A 22,349-nucleotide genomic window follows, 5' to 3' on the forward strand; every position below is an offset into this window, starting at 1 on the left:
ACTGAACCACAACTGAGTTACAGCCGAGTTGCAGCCGAGTTACAGCCTGTTACTAAATTTGCAGATTCAGCGAAAAAACCATGATAACTTTTTTCCTTGTGCTGCGTTGTAACTAGACGGCAAAGTCGCTTTCTATACCAGACGCAAATACTGCAAAGCGGGCGGGTAGCAAGTTCACATCAGTTTAATTTCATCTGATTATCGATTTACGAAGGTCGATCATGACAACAAATTCTCTCACTCTGGCGCGCTACGGGATCAAGCTCGCTAACATCACCAACATCGCCGGCTTAGGCTCACTATTATTACTGGCAAGCTGCGCGAATACGCCGCAAAACCAAACCACTCAAGTTAATAACGCCCCCGTAAGTCATGTGCTGGAAGCGGCACACGTAGATCCAGACAAACTACTCAACCGCATTACCTGGGGCGCCAATGCCTCCTCCTCACAAGAATTGCGCGCGGCGGGCATGGATCGTTACCTTGACCAGCAATTGCGTGGCCGTGTTGCCATCTTGCCGCCAGCAATACAGGCACAAATTGATAGTATGACGATTACCCAGCGGCCTTTTGACCAGTTAATGCAAGATCTGGAAACCCGTCGTATCACCGCAGAAAAACAAAAGGGTATTGACGACACGCTAGGCAAAGATTACCAACAAGAATTATCCCGTCTGGCGAAAGAGGCCGCAACCAGATCGCTATTGCGCGCAGTGTATTCACAAAACCAATTGCAAGAACAGATGAGCTGGTTTTGGATGAATCATTTTAATATTCATAACGGCAAAGCCAACGAACGCGCCTTGTTGGGCGACTTTGAAGAGCGTGCGATTCGGCCCAATGCTTTGGGCAATTTCCATGATTTATTACGCGCCACGGTATTGCATCCGGCGATGTTGCGTTATCTAGATAATGATCAAAATGCGGTCAATCGTATCAACGAAAACTACGCCAGAGAGTTGATGGAGCTGCACACCATGGGTGTCGGCAGCGGCTACTCCCAAGGCGATGTGCAAGAACTTGCGCGAGTGCTTACTGGATTTGGGGTCAACCAAAATCCGGACACACCGAAGATGAAGGCTGAATTGCAACGACTGTATGTACGCAATGGCATTTTTGAATTTAACCCACAGCGCCACGATTTTGGCGATAAAAAAATACTTAACAAAGTCGTGCATGGTCGCGGCTTACCAGAGTTGGATGAAGTCATCACCTTGCTCAGTCGCCAGCCTGCAACGGCGCAATTTATCAGCCGCAAACTTGCGATTTATTTTGTCTCGGATACACCGTCCGATGCTCTGGTATCCAAAATGGCGCAACGGTTTTTACAAACTGATGGCAATATTCCAGCAGTCTTGCGCAGTATGTTTGAGTCGCCAGAATTTATCGCCTCGCTGGGGAATAAGTTTAAAGACCCTATGCATTATGTCGTCTCTTCAATACGCATGGCTTACGACGGCAATCCCATCATGAACACTGGCCCGATGCTGAATTGGCTCAATATGCTGGGGCAGCAGACTAATGGTCGGCAAACCCCCGATGGCTATTCCATGCAAGAAAGCGCTTGGGCCAGCCCGGGGCAAATGACCATGCGTTTTGATGTCGCAAAATCGCTGGCAAACAACAATCCTGGCTTATTCAAAATAGATAATCAAGCGGCACCGCCGCGCCCGCCGCAACCTGCATTAGTTAACTCACCTTATGTCAAAAATTGGGCGAATAGCTTCAGCGTGGGAACGCAACAAGCATTGATGCAAGCCAATTCGCCACAAGAATGGAACGCGTTTTTTCTGGCATCTCCAGAGATGATGCGTCGGTGATTTGCTACACGGTTTCACTACACGATTGACAAAAAATTTGTCGGGTGCGCAGTCCAAATAACGTAGCCGACCGATATCAGCACACCAGTACAAAGGAATTATCATGAACCGTCGTGATCTACTCAAAGCATTTGCCGCACTGTCTGCCACCAGTATCAGTAGCAGCCTGTTTGCCGCACCAGCCACCCAAAACCGCTTACTCATTGTATTTTTGCGTGGAGGTTACGATGCCAGTAACTTATTGATCCCGACATCGAGTAATTTTTATTACGAAGCGCGTCCCAATATCGCCATCGCCCGTCCGATGAGTGGAAGCAGTTCAGGAAATACTACGGGCATCAGTACAGAACTCAATGCAGCATTGGAACTGAATGCGGACTGGGGCTTGCACCCGGCTTTGCGCGACAGCATTTATCCTTTATATCAAAAAGGAGAAGCCGCCTTTATCCCATTTGCGGGTACGGATGATCTCTCGCGCAGCCATTTTGAAACTCAGGACAGCATAGAACTGGGGCAGCCTTTGGTTGGTACACGTAATTTTCATTCGGGTTTTTTAAACCGTCTGGCAGATGTGTTGAATGGTGCGCCAGCAATGTCATTCACCGATCAATTACCGATCGTTATGCAAGGCAAGGCGCGTATTGCCAACACGTCGCTAAGGTCGCCCGGCAAGTCGAATGTGGATAATCGCCAGAGTAAAATCATTACGCAAATGTATAGCCAGACCGGTCTGGCGCAGCAAGTCACCGAAGGCTTTGCGGTGCGCGAAGAAGTCTCGCGCGAGATGCAAGAAGAGATGAATTCAGCTAACCGCAATGCAATCTCGACCAAGGGCTTTGAACTGGAAGCAAGACGCATCGCCAAAATGATGCGAGAAAAATATGCTCTCGGCTTTGTCGATGTCGGTGGTTGGGATACCCACGTCAATCAAGGCGGTGCCAGCGGCACATTAGCCAGCAAGTTTGATGAGCTGGGGCGCGGACTGGTCGCGTATCAGCAAGAAATGGGCGACGCTTGGCGCAATACGACGGTGGTGGTGCTAAGTGAATTTGGTCGTACTTTCCGCGAAAACGGCAAGCGCGGCACCGATCATGGCCATGGCAGTGTGTACTGGGTATTGGGCGGTGGCATCAAAGGCGGCCAGGTCGCCGGTGAGCAAATTCAGCTGGAACAACCCAAATTATTCCAAAACCGCGATTACCCCGTATTGAATGAATATCGTGCCGTCTTAGGCGGATTATTCGCAGGTATTTACGGCTTGAATGCCAGCCAGTTGGATCATGTATTTGCCGGCGTCAAAGCACGTAATATCGGCTTAGTCTGATGCTGGATCGGCAGTTGGTGGTGAGTTTGACGAAGGTGACATGGGCGATGGCAAAGCCAAGGACGAGATCGGTAATTCAATATAAAAACATGTCCCCGCTTCTGCGTGCTGGCCTTCATATCCGATCTCGCCATGCATTTGATGCATGATCGCCTGGGTGATCGCCAGACCCAGTCCCGTGCCACCTTTGGCACGGGTATCAGAAGAATCTGCCTGCGAGAATTTTTGAAAAATCCGCTCGCGGAAATCTTCAGGAATACCGCTACCCTGATCGATCACTTCTACCCGCACTTTATTCACCGCAGATAACTTCACCAGGAGTTTTACATCCGCGCCCTTGGGTGAATATTTACAGGCGTTTGACAATAGATTAGCCATCACTTGCTGAAACCGTCCCTCGTCTACATTGACCGATACCGCTGGAATCTCTTCGCTCAGCGCAATCCGCACGCCCAAGTTTTGAGCAAATGCCTGGTTGGTTTGTACCGCGCTGGTTAATAAGTCACGTAATGGCAAAGTCTGGAAAGAAAAATCCATTTTGCCCGCTTCGATTTTTTGGCTATCTAATAAATCATTAATTAAGCGCGTCAGGCTCTCACTATTTTTATGTGCAATCGTAATTAGCATCTGCGCTTTTTCTGGAATGGCACCAACCACGCCGCCTAGCAGCAAACTTAACGAGCCGCGTATCGAGGTTAGCGGTGTGCGCAACTCATGGCTGACGGTAGAGATAAATTCACTCTTCATCTTCTCCATCTTGCGTCGCTCGCTGATGTCACGCACGATGACGATCAGTTTGCGATGTCCCGATAGCTGATACTCACTGATTGATAATTCCGCCGGAAATAAGCTGCCATCTTTACGCATGCGCTCGGCCTCCAGATAAATCATCCCTGAACTCACAAACTCTGGATAACTCATCGCCAGCGCCATCAAATCCTTACTATCAGGCGGCGCAAAAAACTCTCCGTGCTTGCCAACGACATCTTCAGGATCATACCCATACATCGCTAAAGCAGCTGGATTGGAGGTTTCAATATTACCGTTCTCATCGACCATGATGATGCCATCGGCTGCGTTTTGAAATACCGCCAGAAAGCGGTCAGACGACTCTTTTAACTCCCTTTTTTGCTGCGTCAGATCTTGTAATAAAGTCGCTTGATTACGGTTGATCACTTCGGCCTGACGCTTTAATTCTTTGGTAATTTCTAAATCAATTTCGCGCCGTTTTAACAAACTAAGCAATAAAGTAAACGCCATGATGACCGCGATCACACCGCCCAAAGCTACGGTAACAATCACGCCGCTGGTGCGGCGCCAGTCTGTGAGATAAAGCTCTTCCTCAATCGAAAAATTAATGATCAAAGGATATTTATCCAGTGTCTGGATCGCCGCCATACGCATCAGAGGCTTTCCACCGTCTGCCATTCGTTCAGTATTGGTAATGATCACACCGGATTTCTTTTTTTGATCATGTACTAACTGGTAGGTGCTACCCGTCAGGCTGCGCTTACCCATCAGATCATCACGCTCTGGCCAACGTGTCAGAAAGGTAAAATCATCGCGGAACAAAGTCACCGCGGCACGGCCACCGATACTAATTTTTTCGTAAAAACTGGAATAAAAGGAGGGCGACACACCAATAGCAGCGATACCAATAAACTCGCCATCGCTGCCCGTTAAGCGACGACTGATAAAAAATGTCCATTGACCAGTGGCTTTATTGCGTGTGGAGGTACTGACGTACTCTTTAAGACTAGCGTCATTTTTTTGTGCGACAAAATAATCGCGATCGGCACCGTTGATTGTAACGGAGGGGAAACTACGTGAATTGGCAATCAAATTACCATCAGCATCAAGTATAAAAATCACATCGATCTGCGGCGACAACTTCTTTTTTTCAGCCAATACTTGATGAAACTCCAGTGTGTTGACATGGGTATTTAAATACTCAGAATCGATAGTCCAGCGGTCCTGTATCCGCTCAACCACATTATCTAAAGCGAGGTAGGCAGTGCCCATTTGCTGGGCCGTATTTTCGGCCAGCATCAGGCTGAATGCCTCGGTCTGCTTTTGCCATTTCTCAACCTCTTGACCGCGCAATACCCAGATGGAGGCAACGGCAGAAACGATAATCGTCAGCACCAGAAAAATGCCAAGTGCGGCAGCCAAACGACTGGTCTGTTTTCCGTTACTTTTCATTCGAATGGTTTTATCCTGGCAGCACAAAAATTTATCATCGACTTTCGCTATCGTACACCGACTCATGCGGATTCAGATTGGATAGTCAGCATGAATAGTAAAAACAGTGGATGAACCGATAATAATGAGTATCAACGGACTGTCGCCGGCACATCAACTGCACATCAAGCACCCGTCACTTATCGGTATCAAGCGAGCGCTCATTTTTTAGAAGGGTTAGAAACAGGCAGTACTTCCACAAAATCCTAATAGGTAGAAATGATACGTTTTTACCATCTAAGCATCATGAATAATCACAAATAATCACAAATAATCACAAGTGATTGTCGCAGCCAGATTTATGTGCCATTGTTGCACTGAGGGCAAGAGTTAAAATCACAGATCCATCCACATGGGGCTTGCGCAACATCACAAAAACAATGTTGCCCAAATCCTGACAATTACAAGGAGCGTGTTCAATGAAAAAACTTATCTTAGCAAGCAGCCTGACGTTGGTTTCTGCCTCTGGCATGGCAGCCATCACACCTTGTGCAGAAATCAAAGAAAAGATTGAAGCAAAGCTGGAGGGGAAAGGGGTTAAAAACTATAGGCTGCAAGTAGTCAGTGCAGATACAGAAACCAAAAACCGAGTGGTCGCAAGCTGTGACGGTGGACGTAAAAAAATCATTTACCAAAAATCTCACAAAGCTGACGTCATGGAATAGCGTCTCAGGTAAGCCGGTTTGCAAAACAAACTTTTTAGGACTTACGCAATTGGGACGGTTTTGCGTAAGTCCTGACTTCTACACCGACAAATCGGGCTGCCAGATATCTACGCTAGTTCAGCTCAATTAGCTGCGCTTGCCACGGAAAATCGCCAAGCCTTTGGCAGCCTGGGCTTGCACGGCATTTTTCACCAGCGGCGTCCAGCCCAGTAACCAGCCTTTCAAACCCAAAGCCTGGCGCGACCATTTCCATAAATCAAACTGATCTGTGTGCTGTACGATTTTGCCATCGCGGAGAGCAAAGCTGGCATGAATATCATTGATCACTGTGTTACCAGTTTGCGAGAACGTGTAAGTTGCCACCCAATGCGCCTGCCCGCGCTGATCGTCGGCTGAGATACCGTCAAACACGACAGAAAAATTCTGCGCTTTGCTAGTTAGCATGCGCCACATATCCGCCGCCTCTGCACCCTGCAAAGAAGGGAAAACCGGATCAGAAAAAATCACGTCAGCGGCATAGCAAGCCGCCATCGCTTCGGCATCCAGACGCTGGAAGGCGGTATAAAACTGGGTGATTAATTGGGCATTCGGATGCATGGGATTTCCTTTTAGCGGATCAGGGCACGGCTGGTTTGACTACATCCTTGGTCATGATTCATGGGGTGAATTTTATATACTCCCCCTTTATTTTACAGAAATCGCCTTACTGACCAATGATTATATGGACACCTTAAAATACTGTATAGGAGTATCTATTTTACGTAGATAAATATTTTGATGCATCACCAGCAATCATGCCGTGTCGGCAAATCAGGTTTATTCCACCGACCACCACTTAATGCTTGGCGGATTTGCCTTTGGCACTAGCACTTTCGCTAGCACTGTCCGATGCCGATGCGCTGGCGGAAGGTGCGCTGGCCGAGGCACTTGCACCCGCTTCCATCTTGGCATGCGCCTCTGCGTCTACCTTCTCTGGCTTGACGGTGTCAATTTTATTTTCGCGCATGTAGTCACTCATCTCTTTCCAACCGGCATACACAGCAGACCTGGACGCCTCGGGATTAAGCACATAACAATCTTCCAGCGCACGGCCAGAATGACGACATGCGCCGCCAGTGGCACGGCCATCGGCCTCTTTGGCGGCGGCCTCTTTAGCGGGATCAGGTAGCCCAAGGCGATCGCAACCCGCCAGCAAAGTCAAAGCGCAAACGCCGAGGCAAAGAGAGGAACGAAGTGACATCGCAGCACCGATCAGATATGGGGATAGCTGCATGGTAACAAATCCTGCCAAGCATTTCATCTTATCTTGGCGGATTTGTTTGCTTGCGCCAGAAACCATACATCAAGAGCGTGGGATTGGCTTAAGGTATTTGGTTTCACTGGGTATTTAATCGGCACAACCAAGTACAGCTCACGTTCATGAGGGTTTCATGAGATGTAGAACAAGCATCCTGTCCTTATTCTGTCGGGTATCATTACAAAATAAAAATTAAGTCACGTTATCCCTCATGACCCACACGCCTGCGCACATCGAAAGTTGGATTGAAAACTTGCTTGAAGAAGCGAGTAGTGACCTCGTCTTTCTTTGGAATATTCAGAATGGTAGCTTTGGAGGTTTGCGAGTAGCGCCTGATAAGAAAACATTGGAAAAAGTGATAGAAGGTTTAGTGAAAGGCGGTTGTCTCATCGGATTTGGTGATCCAAGTTTTTCGACTTGGAGCGTTCCTCTTGAGATTCAAGTCCCACGCGAACTACTTCCGGTAGCTATCATCCAATTCTGGGAAGCGAATCCGAAAGAAAATGAGTTCATAACATTCGCCCGGCGCGACACTATCAGAGCCGATCTTGACCGCATAAAAGGTAGTCGATAGGACCGACCGTGATGCGGTTCAGTATTTTAAATTTCGTACGCGGTCATCCACTCACCCATGCGTTATACAGCGTGAACCTTGCACGGAGTCAGTATGAACATATGGAGCACAACCCTTCCGACCATACTGGCGAAACTCCACGAGTTGGCGTTCGACTATAACGATGGCGAAGGAATAGACTTTGAGCCCTATCAATCGTTCTTATCTTCTGAGGAGACCTTGAATTGGTTCAAAACATGGACTGGTAATTCAACGGTCGATGGATCTCAGTTTCGCGTATTTGGACAAGACGGAACCGGCGGCTACGTGGCACTGTGGTTCACACTTTCAGAAACGGTACTCGAAGAACAACCCGTAGTTTTCCTTGGGTCCGAGGGAGACCGAGGTATTGTCGCTACAAACCTAGACGAGTACCTGTGGCTTCTAGCGGACGGTATTGGACCCCTTGAAGCTATTGCATATCCAGAGCTAGATCCTAAGCCCAATCCTCAATTCACTGAATTTGCGCGCATGAATTCAAAAGTCGCCGCAATGAAGGCGCAGGCTGTCCTTGCGCGAGCGAACGCCGCATACCCGTCATTCTCGCAATACATCGACAGCCTATGTGGCTAGCGCTCTCACGTAATGAGTTGCTAACCATTCAATCAAGACGCCGCAATAAAGCACACCTCTCATGTTAAACGTTAGACCCCCTTTGAAGCGTCTCGCCCGCTTGGCTATCTTGTACGTTGTCATTAGTTTGATCTCGGTACCCGCCCACATCGTTCTGTCGTTCCCTCACTATCCGACTTCATTTATCGGTTGGCTGGCTTTTGTTGCATTGCCGATCCCCCTCGCCATAGCAGTCGAGTGGCTATTGCGATACCGCCCCATGAAGTTGATCGATCCAATCGATGCGTGGGCCAGTCGCGTTGAACGGTCTCCCTACAGATTAGCCATTATTGTCGGTGTCCTCGCTATGGGCTGCGCACTCGGGCTCGCCGCAGCGTGGCTTTTTTCCTGAGCCTTATCATGGCTATATCGTTATAGTGCATAGGAGCTTAAGCCCATGCCCCCCCGCTTGGCTCGGTAAAAGCGAGCTTCCTATTTTTATTCGGTCGATTATCATTGCAACATGAAAATTAAAACACGTTAGACCAGAGGATAATCATTTTGACCAACACATGGATACAACACCCCGTTCATCTACTCGGTGAAAAGGTGGAGCTTTGCCCTCTTGAAGCAGATCAACTTGACGAACTTTTTAAAGTTGCCTGCAACCCGGAAATTTGGAAGCAAACGTCGGTTGATTACTCGAATCCAGAGATTTTTTATCCGAACTTCAACGCAGCATTAAGTGATCGTAACGCTGGCAAAGCATATCCATTTTTGATTGTTGATTTGATTGATTCGCGAATCATCGGGACGACGAGGCTCCTAGAAATCCACTCGCTGGATAAAAAACTAGAGGTCGGCATCACTTGGATTGATACCGCATATTGGGGAACAGGCGTTAACTTGGAGTGCAAGTTTCTATTGCTTCAGTATTGTTTTGAGCATCTTTTGGCGAATCGCGTCCAGTTCAGGGCAAAGGCTGATAACACCAGATCGCGCAAAGCTCTGGAAAAAATCGGCGCCATTTTCGAAGGTATTCAAAGGAAGGACAAAATTGAGCCCAATGGCAAGCCAAGAAATACTGCTTTCTACAGCATCACGAATGACGAGTGGCTAGAGGTTAAATCGTCTCTAACCGATAAAATTCAAGCAAGGTATGCGTTGGCTTAACCCATGGTTTAACCGCATTTGCTCCAGCATGGCAGCGCATGAAATTGATAGTAGTTATTGCTAGCTTTCTATTCTCTGGATTCGCCGCCATAGTCTACGTTAGCGATCTCAGCTTTAATTTTTCGTCCTCGGCAAAGATAGATACTCTAAGTGAGTATCTATCTTATGTCCATATATTGATTGGACAATGTGGCATTTATCGAAAAAATAATGGGGAGTATATGTACTTTTACTTAATATCGATCAATGTAGACAGTCTAAAAATTAGATTCTTTTCCTCAACAAACTAGTTCGGGTAGTTACAGCCGTCCCCGCTACATCTGCTGAAAAAGGTGCGCATGGTTGCGGCTGACTTCTAGTTTTTCTGGATGATTTTTTAGTTGGATTAATTGCCGTCCGCGGAAATCGCGCGTCACTTCGGTAATCGCATCGACCCGTACTAAGGTCGAGCGGTGGATGCGCCAGAACTCATCCGGGTCAAGTTCATCCTCCAGCTCTTTGAGGGTTTTTCGGATCAACACTTCGGTGGTTTCTGTTTGTACCCGCGTATATTTTTCGTCGGACTGAAAAAACAAAATCTCCCGAGTGCTGATCATACGCAGACTGCTGCCGACGCTAGCTTGTATCCAGCGCAGATAGTCGCGCTTGGCTTGCTTTTGCTGCGCAAGCTGGCTCAGCAAATCCATGATCTGCTGGTTTTGTTCCAGATTCTTTGTTGGGTTTTGCGGCGCTTGTGATGGTGTGGCTTGTGCGGCCAAGGCCAAGCGCTTTTGTAATCGTTCGCACGTTGCGCGCAATCGGTCTGCATCGACTGGCTTGAGTAAATAATCCAAAGCGCCTTGTTCAAACGCCTGCACCGCATATTCATCGTAGGCCGTGACGAATACGATATGCGATTGCCCTACCAGTTCACGTGCGGCCTCAATCCCGCTTTGTCCCGGCATGCGGATGTCGAGAAAAATAATGTCCGGACGATGTAAATTCGCCAGCTCGACCGCCGCCATGCCGTTGCCTGCCTCGGCGATGATCTGCAACTCTGGCCAGACTTCGCGCAATCTGGCGCGTAACTGATCGCGCATCGGAGGTTCGTCATCCACGATGAGCGCGGTGAGAGGTGTCAGAGGGGGCGAAGATGTCGAGATTGGATTCGTCATTTTTTGATTCACAAAAATTCTGTCAAAATTTACTCTACAAATTTAAGATTTTGCACTTGTTGATTCGATAGGACTTAAGCACGTCCGGAATACGGTATGCGAATACTCACAATCGCTCCACCGGTAATCGGTGCCTCAATCATCAGCTGCGCATCTTGTCCATATAGAATTTTTAGCCGCTCGCGGATATTACTTAAACCTATGCCATCATCGGCGTGGACGTTAAAGCCAATGCCACTATCTCTGACATTGACTTGCAAATAGTTGCCTGCGGCAGCGGCGCTGACATGAATTATGCCGCCTTCGGTCTTCGGTTCCAGACCATGTTTGATCGCATTTTCAACCAGGGTTTGTAACATCATCGACGGGAAAGCAGCGTCTGCCAAGTGCACAGGAACATCGAAATTGACTTGTAAACGTTCACGCATCCTGGCTTGCATAATATTGAGGTAAGCCCGCGACAGCGCGACCTGCTGCCCTAATCTGCCACCGCCCTGCTCACGCATTTGCGGTAAAGCCGAGCGTAGATATTGAATCAGATGGGCGTGGATTTGTGCAGCCTGTAGCGGATCGGTTTCTATCAGCTGACCAATCAAGGCTAAGGTATTAAACAAAAAATGCGGCTCAATCTGTGCCTGCAAGGTTGCCATCTGCGCTTCCATCAAACGCCGCTCCAAGGCTTCGACATTGGCCTTGGTAGTGGCATCGGCCGCTTTTAAATCAGCCTGACGCTTGCCACCTGCCAGCACTTTGATAGCGACCGAGCTGATGGCAAAAAACGCGCCTAATTCAGGTGTCCGCAATATCGGGCCGACGACCATCATCACCGCAAAGCAGACAATGGCCAGATTCTGCCAGGACACCACCGCCAGCCAATCAAAAAACCGCCACCACAATACGGTTGTGGTTTCAACGATGTCTAAAACGATCGTCAAAATGCGATTATTTCCATTGGATTTCATTGTCCACCGCCACTCTGATCGCCCTGATCAGGATGACTCCCCGCTACTGAACGGGAATGCTCAAGACGTGTGGCGCGTTGACGACTTTTTCTGGTGGCTAAGACACTCACCAAAATTAAGAGCTTAATCATCAAAAAGCTAAGAAATAACACCAGAGCCAAAGGCAAAATGGTCAGCACGATGGCTAATGCAATCGACAAGGTGAGCAATTGCGGCGCAGGCAAGCGGCGCAGCCAGCGCAGACCGGTGCGGGCAAGATCGATGACAGTCGTCCACAATTCGCTCAATAAAGCGGTAACAGCGTCGAATGTGCTTTCTGGTTTTTGTGTTTGCGAGTTTGTTTGTTGTGTTTGCTCTTGCATGATCATGCTCCATTGGTTGTTAGAAGTTCCCAAGGCATTGCTGCCGATATGCACACTATATTGAGGACCAGCCACCGTCACCAGCACGATACGACCGATTGCTGACTTAAGGGTTTTATTGGTCGATGTGCCGGATAAACGGTAGTCAGGCAAAAACCCAATGCTATCTGTACAAGGACTTCGGCTTTATTTCTGGCTAAATAGCTAATTGGCGCTTGTAACATACAATAGAAGAACTTCTATAAGAAAAACATTATCTTAGCTGCGTCCGGTTTAACCAAATCATTTGAACTGCCCTTAATTTGAACTTCCCTTATTAACTGATTGTACAAATGCCTTTATTTTTATCCTCAAAAATGCCACGTCGTTACCCTCACCTGATCGCACTTGCTTGTGCATTTTTATTGTGTGCTTGCTCACCTAAATTCGATTGGCGTGAGGTTCGTGGCAGCGATGTACCTTACACAGTTTTAATGCCCGCCAAGCCAGCCAGTTTTTCACGCGATATGCAGTTGGAGGGTACGCAGTTTAAAATGGAAATGACAGGCGCAGACGTAGACGGCGTGAGCTTTGCCATCGGTACCGCTAAAATTGAGGATGCGAGCAAAATTGCTATGGTATTGGCAGCCATGAAAAATGGCATGATCAATAATATCCACGGTACCATCGTGAGCGAAAAACCAGGCAAACTTGAGCATTCAGTTGATGTTGAGGCGCACGGCAATTTGCAAAATGGTCAACCAGTACTATTGGTAGCGCGGTTTATCACACGTGGGCCTTGGGTTTATCAGGCGGTGATTATGGGGCGAGAAAAAGCCGTCACCCCTGATGTGATTGATACTTTTATGACCTCATTTAAAATTAATTAAGTCATTGATTAAGTAAGTAATCGGACTTACGCAAAACCATTATCTTTTTATCTTTGAGACTCACACTGTATGAAATTACCAGAACTTGATACCGCAACAGTCGACCGCGTCATACAAATGGCGTGGGAAGATAGGACGCCGTTTGAGGCAATCCAAGTACAATTCGGGCTGGACGAGAAAAACGTAATCGCTGTCATGCGTAAATATATGAAGCGATCCAGTTTTGAGATGTGGCGCAAACGGGTCACGGGGCGCAGTACCAAGCACCTAGCCTTGCGCGATCCTGAAGTGACGCGCTTCCGTTCAGAAGATCAGCGTACCCGTTGATGTGACTTAGGTAAGCTGAATGGGTTAAGAATTGCCGAGGCTAATTTTTAGGCATATCATTAATCCGAAGCTTAACTGAACTATTCATCAACCAGCGCCAATGAAGAAAACTGTTATAGCAAGGCTGCGATAGCGGTTTTGTGCAAGCCCTGCAAGACTCCACCAAATTCAATCAAAAATAGCATCAGCTCATATTTATCAATAGGGAAAATTCATGTTAATCACGTTCAAATCGAAAGCCGCTACCGAAGTCACCATGTACAAAGAACATGCGCGTCGGATATTGGACATGCTGAATAAAAATGTCGATCAAGGCATTATCACTGCAGCAGAAACTGAACATGCGATCCAGGTCATCGAGGCTGCGGTTGCTGACAGCAAAGCACATAGTGTGTCGGAAGAATTGCAACGCGATATTGACGCGCACCACCACGACGATCAGCATGATAACGAGCATGAAAAAACAGAGACCGTCAGCTTCTCCAGCCGCGCATATCCTTTGCTTGAAATGCTGCATGCAGCGCATAAAATGCAAAGAGAAGTAATGTGGGGCGTTTAGTTTAGTCCCGCGCCGGAGGCAGCGATGACATCGCATATTGATAAAACGCTAGAGTTTAGCTTGTCCGCCAGTGACGGTACGTCGCTCTTTGTGCGTGACTGGCCATTGTCTCTGACGGATGACAAAAAACCGGTGCACGATGGCATTGTGATCATGCATGGTCTGGGCGAGCATTGTGGTCGCTATGCACATGTGGCGCGGTTTTTTAACGCATTGGGATTTGCGGTACGTACTTATGATCATCGTGGCCATGGTGCATCTGGTGGTGCGCGTGGCGATAGTTCTGACGAAGAATCTTTGCTGCGTGATGCCAGACTGGTGATTAATGATTTCAGTAAACATCTGACTGCGCCGCCGCTATTGTTAGGGCACAGCATGGGCGGCTTGTTTGCAGCGCGTTTTGCGACTGCCGGTTTGGCGCCTATCCGTGGATTGATTTTGTCTTCCCCGGCGTTGGCATTACCGATGTCTGGCATGCAGCTAGCCTTACTCAAAGTTGCCAGTGTCTTGTTCCCTGGTCTTGGTGTTTCTAATGGTTTAAAAACAAAGTATTTGTCGCATGATGCCGAGGTAATTCAGGCCTACATCAACGATACTCAGGTGCACTCCAAAATCAGCGCCCGCTTATTAAATAGTATGCTGGCCTCGATGGAATACGCCCATGATCACGCGCCACAACTTAAAATCCCCGTGCTAATGATCGTGGCAGGCGATGATCATCTGGTTGACCCCGAGGGCAGCCAACGCTTTTTTGCCCGTTTACCGGAAGAAACTGCGCAAGCGCATTTTTACGACGGCTTTTATCACGAAATTTTTAACGAGCTGGAAGCCACCCGTGTCTTTGACGATGTGCGGACATGGCTGGTGCAGCGACATTTCATCGCAGCCTAACAACAGCTTAGTCACAAAACATAAATACTCCCATCAGGTATATATTAGTTGTCCATATAAAACCTGCCTGATACGTCATTTTTTAGATAAAAATGGGGGAGTATATTAAAACCTGGGATATTTGATATTGGCTGATATCGAATTATTAGTTATTCTCACGATCTTCTCCTTGCCTTTGTAATTCTCAGTGGCAAACGGTTTTACCTCAAAAGCTGGCTGACCGGAACGCGTTTTTAGCGAATACGCTGGCGCGGCTGTTACACTGGCAGCCAAAATTGTCTAAACGAATGCACATATGCTACAACCGCCAAGAAAAACCTTAAAGATCACTAAAACTGCCGCATCAGGCGCTGTCCAAAAGGACAATAAGACCAATAAATCAGGCAGGCCAGCGACCTCTAAGCCATATGCAAAGTCCGGCCAACCGGCACGGTCGGCACCATTAGCACCAGCGCCAAAATCCTCCCCGTCATCTAATGGCATTACAGACCAGCGTCGGCCCGGCAAACCGACGGCAACTGATGCAGCAGCGGCCAGACCTGTAGTGCCAGCCTCATTAAGCCCGTCAAGCTCATCAAACGCCCCTAGCGCGCAGCCAAACGCTTATGTACACGACACATCGGGCATCGAGTATCTGGATATCAAAGCAGATTCGCTCGCATTTAGTCTGGTGGGGGCGGCGCAAGCAGTAGCCTATGTATTAGACGGCGTGGCATTGCCACAAGCCTTGGCTAAAGTGTTTACACAAAGCAAGGCAACGCCGCAAATTAAAGGGGCGATTCAAGACATTTCTTATCGCACCATGCGTCAGGTTGGCCGGGTTGATGCCTTACTCACCTTGATGACGACCAAAGCACCGGAACCAGCTTTGTTATACGGATTGCTGTGTTGTGCGTTGACCTTGCTGGTCAAAAATGAGGCGGAAGAAGATCAGGAACTGCCGTACGAAGCCTTTGTGGTGGTCGACCAAGCAGTCAATGCGGCGGCATCCAGTTCACACATGGCGCATGCCAAAAACATGGTCAACGCGATTTTGCGGCGTTTTCTGCGTGAGCAAGACAGTTTGCTGGCTACCGTGATCAAACAACCAGCGGCGCTGTGGAATTACCCGCAATGGTGGATTGATCAATGCAAGGCGGCTTACCCTGATCAATGGCAAGCAATTTTGCGCACAGGCAATCAACATCCGCCGATGACGCTGCGGGTGAATCGTCGTCAGATCACGACTGAGGCGTATCTACAAACGCTGGCAAGCGAACACATAGAGGCAATCCAAATCGGACCGTATGCAGTGCGCCTGACAAAACCGGTGCCGGTGGCACAAATCCCTGGTTTTGAGCAAGGCTGGGTTTCAGTACAAGATGCAGGCGCACAATTAGCAGCAAGTTTGCTGGATGTACAAGACGGTATGCGAGTGCTAGATGCCTGCGCTGCTCCCGGCGGCAAGTCTTGCCATATTCTGGAAACAGCCAATGTCGATTTATTAGCCTTGGATGCAGACCCGCAACGCTTGGGGCGGATTGACGAAAATCTGGCGCGCTTGCAATTGTCAGCAGAGGTGAAAGAAGGCGATGCCAGCCGCTCTGGCTGGTGGGATAAACAAGGGTTTGACCGGATTTTGGCAGATATTCCTTGCACCGCATCCGGCGTGGTGCGCCGTCATCCGGATATCCGCTGGTTAAGGCGCAAGGCGGATGCAGTACAGTTATCGACCTTATCCGCCCGGATTTTAGACAATCTATGGCGCATGCTGAAACCAGAGGGCAAATTACTGTTGGTCACTTGTTCTATTTGGCCAATGGAGTCTGAATTGCAGGCAGCGGCTTTTGCAAAACGTCATAACGCAATCCGTCTGGATGCACCTGGTCAACTTTTGCCGACCGCCATTGTGGCTGATCGGATAACTGAGCAGACAACGGAACAGACCGCCGAGCAAGCAACAGAATCAGACACAACGTCGGCTGAGAACAACGATCATGACGGTTTGTTCTACGCTTTGTTTCAAAAACCCGCCGCTTAGCACTTATTGCTAAAACTTAATAAAATTCAGAGCGACTTTCAAGCTATGATGCGAAAAACCGCACTCATACTTATCAGACAATCATGACCCTTGTTTCGCCTCATCATAATTTTATGATCAGACGCTCTATTCATTTACTAAACGGCCTGTTGGCCGGATGGTTCAACTTGCTGTTGATGCTGGCATTTGCCTGCGTTACTGCCTTAGCTGCACCAGCGGCCTTGGCCGCCGATGTTGAGGTGACCCTGGCAAAACTGGAAACCACCGAAGAAGGTTACCGGATTGCTACCGGTTTTGCTTTTGAGTTAAGTCACGGGCTGGAAGATGCGATCACCCGCGGCATACCGATGGTATTTACGACCGAGGTTGAGCTAAGCCGACCGCGTTGGTACTGGTTTGACGAAAAAACCATACGCTCGTCGCAGACCGTCCGCATCGCCTACAACATTTTGACGCTCAAATATACTGCGACGATCAACAATGGCGTACAGCAAACATTTGACAGCCTTAGCGAAGCAATGGCCGTGGTACTTCGCCCCAGGCGCTGGATCGTTGTAGAGCATGGCATTCTGACGAATGGCGCAGTGTACAACGTAGCAGTTCGTTTAAAACTTGATCTAAGCCAGCTACCGAAACCGTTTTTGATCAGCGCTTTAAATAATAGCGACTGGCGGCTTGCCTCGGACTGGAAACAGTTCACCTTCAAGGCGGAAGAGAAGTGACACGTTTTCTCCGGTATGCCCTGATTATTGGCGGTGCTCTGATGAGCATCTTGCTATTCTTTTTAACCACTGCATCCGAAAATTCTGCCAATTTTGAGCATTATTACGGCTGGTTGCTGGGGGCGAATGCAGTCATTGCTTTTGCGCTGTCGGTGTTAGTCATCACTCTTCTGTGGCGCCTGTTGCGCCGCTATCGGTCTAAGGAGTTTGGCTCTCGCCTGATGACGCGTCTGGTCATGTTATTTGCGTTAGTAGGGATTTTGCCGGGCGCGGTGATTTACGTCGTATCAGTGCAATTCGTAACCCGCTCTATCGAATCCTGGTTTGATGTCAAAGTCGAAGCAGCGATTGAATCGGGCTTAAATCTGGGACGCAGTGCGCTCGAGTTCTCATTAGCCGATCTGGAATCCAAAGCACAAAATATGTCCGGCCGCTTATCAGAACCATCTGAAATGAGTTTGTCTATCCGGTTGGGACGCTTACGAGAACAGCTCGATGTGCAAGACGCCACTCTCGTTAATAGCAAAGGACGCGTTATTGCCACCGCCTCCGCTAATATGGGGCGACTGGTGCCAGATTTGCCTACCCCGGCGATGATACGGCAGGCGCGGGTATCGCATGCTTATGCCGCGACTGAGGGCAATTCTGAACCGGTCTCGTTTATTGACAATAGTGCCGCTAATGCCGGCGCCAGCCGCCCCGTTCTGCCAGCGGAGCCACGCGATCTGTTACGTTCGCGCGTCGTGATTGCCCTGCACTCCGCCACTGGCACCAACACAAGTGGTTTGTCTTTGCAAAATGAAGCAATTTATTTGCAATTAATCCATCCCGTACCTACCACGCTCGCCACGCATGCAGAAGCACTGCGCAATGCGTCGGCAGAATATCAAGTCCGCTCTTTAGGACGCGGCAGCTTGAAAACCATGTATATCTTTACCCTCACGCTGACGTTATTGCTGGCAATTTTTGCCGCAGTCACCAGCGCTTTTCTGATCTCCGGCGAGCTGGCGCGCCCTCTTCTTTTATTAGCCGAAGGTACCAAAGCGGTAGCAGAAGGTAATCTCTCACCACGGCCGATCATCACAACATCAGATGAACTCGGTAGTCTGACGCAATCGTTTAACACGATGACCCGGCAGTTATTTGATGCGCGTGCCGCAGTGGAGAAAAACCGTAGCGAGTTAGAAAACGCCAAAGCCTATTTAGAATCCGTATTGGCTAACATGTCCGCCGGTGTAATGGTGCTTGATCAGCATGCCAATTTAGTCACCTGTAACGAATCAGTAGAGCGGATTTTGCAACGCAGTTTAGAGCATGACATCGGCAAGCCAATCAGCGAGATCGAAGGCATGAGCGGCTTCGCCGTGGCAGTCGATAAAGCATTCTCTGAGCAGCATGCACAATCCGCCGCCGGTGGCGAGGATGAGAACGCACAGCATTGGCAGCAGCAAATCGAAATTCCACGACTACAAACCAACAGAACTGAAAGCACAGCGCCTAATAATACCGAAGAACAAGGCATTACCTTATTGGCACGCGGCTCACATTTGCCGGTCTCTTCGGGTAACGGTTATGTGGTGGTATTTGATGACATCAGCAATATTATCTCGGCACAGCGCTCAATCGCCTGGGGCGAAGTGGCGCGAAGACTAGCGCATGAGATCAAAAACCCGCTGACACCGATCCAGTTATCGGCCGAACGTTTGCAGATGAAGCTGCAAGACAAGCTGAGCGAAGCTGATGTTGCTATTCTTAAGAAAAGCACAACCACGATTGTCAATCAGGTAACCTCGATGAAGCGCATGGTGGATGATTTCCGCGATTACGCAAAAACACCGCCCGCCGTGCTGACACCGTTAAATCTGGCAGCCTTAATTGATGAAGTACTGCATTTGTATATGGCTGGCGATGGGCGGGATGCGATCAAACTCAAGTTGGCCAGCAATCTTCCCTCAGTCATGGGTGACGCTACCCAGCTGCGCCAGGTAATCCATAATCTTTTACAAAACGCGCAAGATGCGGTTGCTGACAACGCCAAACCAGGCGCGATCCCGCAAATTGATGTGGTCGCGGAGCTAGTTCGTTATACCAGCGCCGACAAGGCAGAACGCGCTGCGGTGCGGCTGTCTATCATCGATAACGGCCCCGGTTTTTCTAGTAAAATTTTAGCGCGCGCCTTTGAGCCATATGCCACTTCCAAACCACGCGGCACCGGTTTAGGCCTGGCGATGGTGAAAAAAATTATTGATGAACATGGCGGTAGAATTGATATTCAAAATCGTAGCGATACAAACGGTGCAAAAATATCGATTTTGCTGTTAAAGTTAGCACCGGATTCAAATGTCGTTTAATTTGATTTCCACTATTGCTATGTGCGATGGAACCCACCAGAGGAACACTGCATGGTAATGGACCAGAATTTAATAGGGTAATTTATGGCAAACATATTGGTCGTCGATGACGAAATGGGCATCCGGGAACTACTCTCGGAGATTTTAGGCGACGAGGGACACGTCGTTCAACTGGCAGAAAATGCCCAGCAAGCGCGCGAAGCAAGAGCGGCATCCCGCCCTGACTTGGTGTTGCTGGATATCTGGATGCCAGATACCGATGGCGTCACACTCCTCAAAGAATGGCAACGCGACGGTATGTTGACGATGCCCGTCATCATGATGTCTGGTCACGCCACCATCGACACTGCGGTCGAGGCCACCCGGATTGGCGCGCTGAACTTTTTAGAAAAGCCCATCGCCCTGCAAAAGCTGCTGAAAGCAGTTCAGCAAGGTCTGACGCGCACGCCAGAAGTAGCCCGTCCTGCCGCACCCGCTTTACGTGTAATAACTGGCGACTCTCTTGGCAACAGTGGTAATAGCAATAGCTTGAGTAACTCCAATAGCCTGACATCCAGTAGCTTCGCCTCCAGCGCCAGCAATTTTGATCAGCGCAATTTTACGACGGCGCAAAGTCCTCTACCGGCGGTGAATAATCAGTTTGCCAATCTGTCCTTCGATTTGCCACTGAGAGAAGCACGCGATGCTTTTGAGCGTATTTATTTTGAATACCATCTCAACCGCGAAGGCGGCAGCATGACCCGCGTAGCAGAAAAAACGGGTTTAGAACGCACGCATCTGTATCGTAAATTAAAGCAACTTGGAGTGGAGTCAGTTAAATACGCCAAACGCGGCGAATAAAACTGCATGCAAGAATCTAACTTGCGTACGTTGCCCACATGTCCTACATCAGTCACGCTGGTCAGCGGCGGCAGTTATCAGCAAAGAGAGTCTGCGATTGCTGCCGCTGTAAAAAAGATGCAAGTCCTTGCCGGTATCCATAGCGCAAATTCTGTCGCCGTCATACTGGAAGGCTTGCCTAGCGGTGAACTGGCACTCCAAGTCATCAACGATAGATTGTCTGATCCGGCAACAGCACCGCAGACAAAGCTCAAACCCACACTACAAATACAACGCATCGCACCCGGCTGTATGTGTTGCATAGGCAACCTCGCCATGCGCGTTACACTCAATCGCCTGTTACGACAAAAACCCAATTATCTGTTTCTGGCACTAGGCAATCCAGAGCATTTAACACAACTGCGTGACTTTTTATCACAAGCGCCGTATGTGGACTTGCTGAGATTCGATGCAGATATTATTTTAAGCTCTGGCTGGTAAATTAAACCCAGATTTTCCATTGGAACAGCGACAAGTGTGCCTTTGGCGGACTGACTGGCTAGACGCGACGACGACGCAAGCTGCATCTTGCCAGGAGGAGCAACAACGCCAGGCAGTTCGCCAAAGGTGCAATTGTCGCTGTAGCGATCCCACTCGAATCGCGGTCGTGCTATCCCGCTTAACACCGCATGCCCTCTGCGTTTTTTGCGAAGTAGTAGCGGTCTAATGGAAAATCTGGGTTAAAGCTCGTAAAATCATATACTCCCCACCATTTTTACAAAAATAGCCGTATTGTCCAATCATTACATGGACAATAAAATATACTCCTGCAGATATAAATAAAATCATTTAATTGAGTCGGTCTCAATCATTCAATATTGAGCTATTTTCTTTAGCAAAGAATCCACCTAAGTCCGAAAAAGCTAAAGCTCTGCGTTGCCCGGCCGTAACACTAATAAGACAAAGATACAAAATATTCCAGCAAAATACAAAGTCAAAGGTAATATGAGGTGGCAAGCTAAAGAAGGCAGTTGTAGTGGGGAGGCTTGAAATCTGCGCAGATCAGCACCATGTCCTTAGTAACAGAAATTGAAACCACCAACGATTTCCGACCAGAAAGGATGCAAAATGAATCTCATCTACAACAGCGAGCAATACAGCGTCTTTGAATACGGCGCCGACACCGACCATGAAGCTTTACGCTTTGGCGGTTATGAAATTACCGATAAATCGGTGCGTCGCGAATGGTTTATCGGCGGCCCGCTAGCTGCCAACTTCCGCAAAGATGTCCACGAATTAATTGCCAGCGAACCTAGCATCGAAGATATCGATGATTTTCTGGGTCAGTTCGATTCTTACATGAAGCAATCGGTACAACTGCACTAAGCACGCACTGTGCATATCAGTAAGTCAACTGTCGTAAAAGATAGCGATCTATTCAAATCACACAAGCTCTACATGACCCTGAGCACGCTCTGCGCTCAGGGTTATTCAATCATCTACCAGTGATGGCTCGCATACACTTAGCTGTATGCAACGAGATAGTAGAAATGCTATTGTCAAACTTCATGCATTAATGCCCTCACCCAGCGCGACTAAACCCGACTAAACGCTACTAAGCCTCACTA

The 22,349-nt window shown here is 48.5% G+C and carries 22 protein-coding genes; 16 read left to right on the forward strand and 6 right to left on the reverse strand.

Going from position 1 to position 22,349, the window contains the following annotated elements; all coding sequences use genetic code 11:
• Positions 1-221: 221 nt before the first annotated feature.
• Together AAKU64_RS00255 and AAKU64_RS00260 are read left to right on the forward strand one after the other, a co-directional pair.
• Positions 222-1,820: a DUF1800 domain-containing protein gene (locus tag AAKU64_RS00255; RefSeq protein ID WP_354360800.1), complete on the forward strand. Its 1,599-nt coding sequence runs from the start codon at positions 222-224 to the stop codon at positions 1,818-1,820.
• A 103-nt stretch (positions 1,821-1,923) separates the two neighbouring features.
• Complete coding sequence (locus AAKU64_RS00260; RefSeq protein WP_354329143.1) at positions 1,924-3,144, forward strand: DUF1501 domain-containing protein; 1,221 nt, start codon at positions 1,924-1,926, stop codon at positions 3,142-3,144.
• Here the strand turns inward: AAKU64_RS00260 and AAKU64_RS00265 are convergent.
• A complete protein-coding gene (locus AAKU64_RS00265; protein WP_354329145.1) occupies positions 3,136-5,346 on the reverse strand; it encodes an ATP-binding protein in 2,211 nt (736 codons plus the stop codon). The genes AAKU64_RS00260 and AAKU64_RS00265 overlap by 9 nt on opposite strands.
• Positions 5,347-5,804: 458 nt before the next feature.
• Here AAKU64_RS00265 and AAKU64_RS00270 point away from each other — a divergent pair, with 458 nt between their 5' ends.
• Positions 5,805-6,050: a DUF1161 domain-containing protein gene (locus AAKU64_RS00270; protein WP_354329147.1), complete on the forward strand. Its 246-nt coding sequence runs from the start codon at positions 5,805-5,807 to the stop codon at positions 6,048-6,050.
• Between the two features lie 126 nt (positions 6,051-6,176).
• On the opposite strand, the gene AAKU64_RS00275 is transcribed toward AAKU64_RS00270, so the two are convergent.
• Together AAKU64_RS00275 and AAKU64_RS00280 are read right to left on the reverse strand one after the other, a co-directional pair.
• Positions 6,177-6,647: a nuclear transport factor 2 family protein gene (locus tag AAKU64_RS00275; RefSeq protein ID WP_354329149.1), complete on the reverse strand. Its 471-nt coding sequence runs from the start codon at positions 6,645-6,647 to the stop codon at positions 6,177-6,179.
• Between the two features lie 238 nt (positions 6,648-6,885).
• Entirely contained in the window at positions 6,886-7,323 is a 438-nt protein-coding gene (locus AAKU64_RS00280) for a hypothetical protein (protein WP_354329151.1), read from the reverse strand.
• Positions 7,324-7,558: 235 nt separating this feature from the next.
• Between AAKU64_RS00280 and AAKU64_RS00285 the strand changes: the two genes are divergently transcribed.
• From AAKU64_RS00285 to AAKU64_RS00295, 3 genes are all read left to right on the forward strand, one after another.
• Positions 7,559-7,921 carry a hypothetical protein gene (locus AAKU64_RS00285; RefSeq protein WP_354329153.1) on the forward strand — a complete coding sequence of 121 codons (363 nt, stop codon included), beginning with the start codon at positions 7,559-7,561 and terminating at the stop codon, positions 7,919-7,921.
• 93 nt (positions 7,922-8,014) lie between these two features.
• Positions 8,015-8,533, forward strand: a complete 519-nt coding sequence (locus tag AAKU64_RS00290) for a hypothetical protein (RefSeq protein ID WP_354329155.1) — start codon at positions 8,015-8,017, stop codon at positions 8,531-8,533.
• 540 nt (positions 8,534-9,073) lie between these two features.
• Complete coding sequence (locus tag AAKU64_RS00295) at positions 9,074-9,685, forward strand: GNAT family N-acetyltransferase (protein WP_354329157.1); 612 nt, start codon at positions 9,074-9,076, stop codon at positions 9,683-9,685.
• Between the two features lie 314 nt (positions 9,686-9,999).
• On the opposite strand, the gene AAKU64_RS00300 is transcribed toward AAKU64_RS00295, so the two are convergent.
• From AAKU64_RS00300 to AAKU64_RS00310, 3 genes are all read right to left on the reverse strand, one after another.
• Positions 10,000-10,839 carry a LytR/AlgR family response regulator transcription factor gene (locus AAKU64_RS00300; RefSeq protein WP_354329158.1) on the reverse strand — a complete coding sequence of 280 codons (840 nt, stop codon included), beginning with the start codon at positions 10,837-10,839 and terminating at the stop codon, positions 10,000-10,002.
• Positions 10,840-10,913: 74 nt separating this feature from the next.
• The gene (locus AAKU64_RS00305) at positions 10,914-11,801 is read right to left on the reverse strand and encodes a sensor histidine kinase (RefSeq protein ID WP_354329160.1); all 888 of its coding nucleotides are present in this window, start codon (positions 11,799-11,801) and stop codon (positions 10,914-10,916) included.
• A complete protein-coding gene (locus AAKU64_RS00310) occupies positions 11,798-12,316 on the reverse strand; it encodes a hypothetical protein (RefSeq protein WP_354329162.1) in 519 nt (172 codons plus the stop codon). The genes AAKU64_RS00305 and AAKU64_RS00310 overlap by 4 nt, the downstream gene beginning before the upstream one ends.
• Before the next feature lie 203 nt (positions 12,317-12,519).
• Between AAKU64_RS00310 and AAKU64_RS00315 the strand changes: the two genes are divergently transcribed.
• The 10 genes from AAKU64_RS00315 to AAKU64_RS00360 all read left to right on the forward strand — a co-directional run bounded on the left by AAKU64_RS00315 (position 12,520) and on the right by AAKU64_RS00360 (position 22,107).
• Positions 12,520-13,032: a hypothetical protein gene (locus AAKU64_RS00315; RefSeq protein ID WP_354329164.1), complete on the forward strand. Its 513-nt coding sequence runs from the start codon at positions 12,520-12,522 to the stop codon at positions 13,030-13,032.
• Positions 13,033-13,101: 69 nt separating this feature from the next.
• Positions 13,102-13,359 carry a TIGR03643 family protein gene (locus AAKU64_RS00320; RefSeq protein WP_322120351.1) on the forward strand — a complete coding sequence of 86 codons (258 nt, stop codon included), beginning with the start codon at positions 13,102-13,104 and terminating at the stop codon, positions 13,357-13,359.
• 214 nt (positions 13,360-13,573) lie between these two features.
• Positions 13,574-13,918, forward strand: a complete 345-nt coding sequence (locus AAKU64_RS00325) for a DUF1840 domain-containing protein (protein ID WP_354329166.1) — start codon at positions 13,574-13,576, stop codon at positions 13,916-13,918.
• A gap of 24 nt (positions 13,919-13,942) precedes the next feature.
• Entirely contained in the window at positions 13,943-14,809 is an 867-nt protein-coding gene (locus tag AAKU64_RS00330; protein ID WP_354329168.1) for an alpha/beta hydrolase, read from the forward strand.
• Positions 14,810-15,104: 295 nt separating this feature from the next.
• Entirely contained in the window at positions 15,105-16,829 is a 1,725-nt protein-coding gene (gene rsmB, locus AAKU64_RS00335; protein ID WP_354360802.1) for a 16S rRNA (cytosine(967)-C(5))-methyltransferase RsmB, read from the forward strand.
• A gap of 113 nt (positions 16,830-16,942) precedes the next feature.
• On the forward strand, positions 16,943-17,551 hold the full coding sequence (locus AAKU64_RS00340; protein WP_354329172.1) for a DUF4390 domain-containing protein: 609 nt from the start codon (positions 16,943-16,945) through the stop codon (positions 17,549-17,551).
• Positions 17,548-19,902, forward strand: a complete 2,355-nt coding sequence (locus tag AAKU64_RS00345; RefSeq protein WP_354329174.1) for a sensor histidine kinase — start codon at positions 17,548-17,550, stop codon at positions 19,900-19,902. Before AAKU64_RS00340 ends, AAKU64_RS00345 begins: the two co-directional genes overlap by 4 nt.
• Before the next feature lie 84 nt (positions 19,903-19,986).
• On the forward strand, positions 19,987-20,742 hold the full coding sequence (locus AAKU64_RS00350; protein ID WP_354329175.1) for a response regulator: 756 nt from the start codon (positions 19,987-19,989) through the stop codon (positions 20,740-20,742).
• Between the two features lie 6 nt (positions 20,743-20,748).
• Positions 20,749-21,222 (forward strand): GTPase, encoded by a 474-nt coding sequence (locus AAKU64_RS00355; RefSeq protein WP_354329177.1) that lies wholly within the window; start codon positions 20,749-20,751, stop codon positions 21,220-21,222.
• Positions 21,223-21,849: 627 nt separating this feature from the next.
• Positions 21,850-22,107, forward strand: coding sequence for a BTH_I0359 family protein (locus AAKU64_RS00360; RefSeq protein WP_322120359.1), 258 nt, complete (start codon positions 21,850-21,852; stop codon positions 22,105-22,107).
• Positions 22,108-22,349: the final 242 nt, after the last annotated feature.

Origin of the sequence: Undibacterium sp. GrIS 1.8 (genome assembly GCF_040544445.1) — a bacterium.
Lineage (GTDB): Bacteria > Pseudomonadota > Gammaproteobacteria > Burkholderiales > Burkholderiaceae_D > Undibacterium.

What these genes read in the sequence shown, in the direction of transcription:
- AAKU64_RS00255 (WP_354360800.1), top strand. Translation starts at nt 222, where the DNA reads ATGACAACAAATTCTCTCACTCTGGCGCGCTACGGGATCAAGCTCGCT.
- AAKU64_RS00260 (WP_354329143.1), top strand. Translation starts at nt 1,924, where the DNA reads ATGAACCGTCGTGATCTACTCAAAGCATTTGCCGCACTGTCTGCCACC.
- AAKU64_RS00265 (WP_354329145.1), bottom strand. Translation starts at nt 5,346, where the DNA reads ATGAAAAGTAACGGAAAACAGACCAGTCGTTTGGCTGCCGCACTTGGC.
- AAKU64_RS00270 (WP_354329147.1), top strand. Translation starts at nt 5,805, where the DNA reads ATGAAAAAACTTATCTTAGCAAGCAGCCTGACGTTGGTTTCTGCCTCT.
- AAKU64_RS00275 (WP_354329149.1), bottom strand. Translation starts at nt 6,647, where the DNA reads ATGCATCCGAATGCCCAATTAATCACCCAGTTTTATACCGCCTTCCAG.
- AAKU64_RS00280 (WP_354329151.1), bottom strand. Translation starts at nt 7,323, where the DNA reads ATGCAGCTATCCCCATATCTGATCGGTGCTGCGATGTCACTTCGTTCC.
- AAKU64_RS00285 (WP_354329153.1), top strand. Translation starts at nt 7,559, where the DNA reads ATGACCCACACGCCTGCGCACATCGAAAGTTGGATTGAAAACTTGCTT.
- AAKU64_RS00290 (WP_354329155.1), top strand. Translation starts at nt 8,015, where the DNA reads ATGAACATATGGAGCACAACCCTTCCGACCATACTGGCGAAACTCCAC.
- AAKU64_RS00300 (WP_354329158.1), bottom strand. Translation starts at nt 10,839, where the DNA reads ATGACGAATCCAATCTCGACATCTTCGCCCCCTCTGACACCTCTCACC.
- AAKU64_RS00305 (WP_354329160.1), bottom strand. Translation starts at nt 11,801, where the DNA reads ATGAAATCCAATGGAAATAATCGCATTTTGACGATCGTTTTAGACATC.
- AAKU64_RS00315 (WP_354329164.1), top strand. Translation starts at nt 12,520, where the DNA reads ATGCCACGTCGTTACCCTCACCTGATCGCACTTGCTTGTGCATTTTTA.
- AAKU64_RS00320 (WP_322120351.1), top strand. Translation starts at nt 13,102, where the DNA reads ATGAAATTACCAGAACTTGATACCGCAACAGTCGACCGCGTCATACAA.
- AAKU64_RS00325 (WP_354329166.1), top strand. Translation starts at nt 13,574, where the DNA reads ATGTTAATCACGTTCAAATCGAAAGCCGCTACCGAAGTCACCATGTAC.
- AAKU64_RS00330 (WP_354329168.1), top strand. Translation starts at nt 13,943, where the DNA reads ATGACATCGCATATTGATAAAACGCTAGAGTTTAGCTTGTCCGCCAGT.
- rsmB (WP_354360802.1), top strand. Translation starts at nt 15,105, where the DNA reads ATGCTACAACCGCCAAGAAAAACCTTAAAGATCACTAAAACTGCCGCA.
- AAKU64_RS00340 (WP_354329172.1), top strand. Translation starts at nt 16,943, where the DNA reads ATGATCAGACGCTCTATTCATTTACTAAACGGCCTGTTGGCCGGATGG.
- AAKU64_RS00350 (WP_354329175.1), top strand. Translation starts at nt 19,987, where the DNA reads ATGGCAAACATATTGGTCGTCGATGACGAAATGGGCATCCGGGAACTA.
- AAKU64_RS00355 (WP_354329177.1), top strand. Translation starts at nt 20,749, where the DNA reads ATGCAAGAATCTAACTTGCGTACGTTGCCCACATGTCCTACATCAGTC.
- AAKU64_RS00360 (WP_322120359.1), top strand. Translation starts at nt 21,850, where the DNA reads ATGAATCTCATCTACAACAGCGAGCAATACAGCGTCTTTGAATACGGC.